The following is a 1,388-nucleotide window of genomic DNA, read 5'->3' on the forward strand; positions in this document are numbered from 1 at the left end:
CTGTTGTCGATCTGACTCAACTCGATCAAAATTTCGTTAGCGCGTTTGTCGTCTTTGATCGTCTGTTTGATTTCGAGGCGATTAGCATTATCAATCACATGGCTATGTAGGTCTCGGACGTGTGCCTTGTGCTCACAGCTTTCCAAGAGTGCGTATCGGCAGTAGTAGTAAGTGACCTTTCCAGTTTTATTCTTGCGGCTCTTTGCTGCCATCTTCTTGCCGCAGTGCTCGCAGTAAACAAGCCCACTAATGTGATTCGTTTCACTTCTGCCAGCGGGGCGTTGAACTGCTCGGCTGTTAAGCTCTTGATACTCTGAAAAGCTGATTACCGCAGGGTAATAATCATTGATCAACTCGCTCGGCTGATACTTGCCCTGGACTTTCACTCTGACTTGATGCGCCCCATACAGACAAGGATTTGCTATCACATCGCGGAGAGTGCTCGGGTTCCAGACACCGTTATGATTAGCAGTGGGAATACCAGAGCTGTTCAGATGGCCCGCAATTTTAGCGAGTGACGCACCATCACCTTTCATGTCGATGATAGTTTTCAGCACGGGGAGGCGATCATTGAACTGATACTTTCCATCAATTAACGACAGCCAAAATGGCAGCTTGCGAGGGATTGCGACGCCCTGTTTTGCTTTCTCTCTGGCCGCGTCTTTGTTCGCTTGTATACGTTGAGACTTAGCCAGAGATTCTTTATAAGCAATGTCACTAGCTACCGCGATTCGGATCACTAATGTCAGGTCGTTTAGTGAATCACGATCAAGCACAAGCCCATCCATTAAGCTGACTACTACAACACCTCTCGACAATATCTCTTGAAGCATTGCCTGCGTCTTGACGATGCCTTGACGACTCAGACGATCTAACTTTTCAAGAATGACAACATCACCAGCTTTAATCGTGCCGTTGGCAATACACTGATGAAGATCTGAAAGGGAAGGGCGATCCACTTCTTTATAAGCAGATATACCCAGATCGCGGAATGTCTTGGATGAGAGTGTTAGATTGTTTTGCTTGCAATACAGCTCGGCAGCTTCAATCTGCCGTCTTGCTCCATCACCTTTGATTTGTTGCTTCGAACTCAGCCTGATGTATGAGTAAGCTATTGATTTATCTTTGGTTCGTTCTTCTCGGCCCACAATCTGTAGATCTCTTCGGATGTGTGTGCTTTTGATTGTAACACTTTGCGGTAACGGGTTTCACAGCGCGGGCAGCGTTGCAGGGTCGGATCCTGTTCCAGCTGTTCGATGGAAAGAGGCTCTTCACAATCGGAGCAGAGGCCATAGAGGCCAAGATCCATCTGGCAGAGTGCCGCATCGATCCGCTTGAGGCGGGCCACGCTCTGCTCAACCTTCGGCAGATCCAGCCGGCTGGTCAGT

The 1,388-nt window shown here is 48.4% G+C and carries 2 protein-coding genes; both read right to left on the bottom strand.

Annotated features, from left to right (window positions below; all coding sequences use genetic code 11):
• The coding region (locus AACS18_RS07410) for a recombinase family protein (RefSeq protein WP_146184867.1) at positions 1-1,148 on the bottom strand (1,148 nt) is incomplete at its 3' end.
• Positions 1,112-1,388: TraR/DksA family transcriptional regulator (locus AACS18_RS07415; protein WP_108614042.1), on the bottom strand; the 277-nt coding region annotated here is incomplete at its 5' end. The genes AACS18_RS07410 and AACS18_RS07415, both read right to left, overlap by 37 nt.

The organism is Aeromonas sp. HMWF015 (assembly GCF_963878965.1).
In the GTDB taxonomy this organism is placed as follows: Bacteria; Pseudomonadota; Gammaproteobacteria; order Enterobacterales; family Aeromonadaceae; genus Aeromonas; species Aeromonas veronii.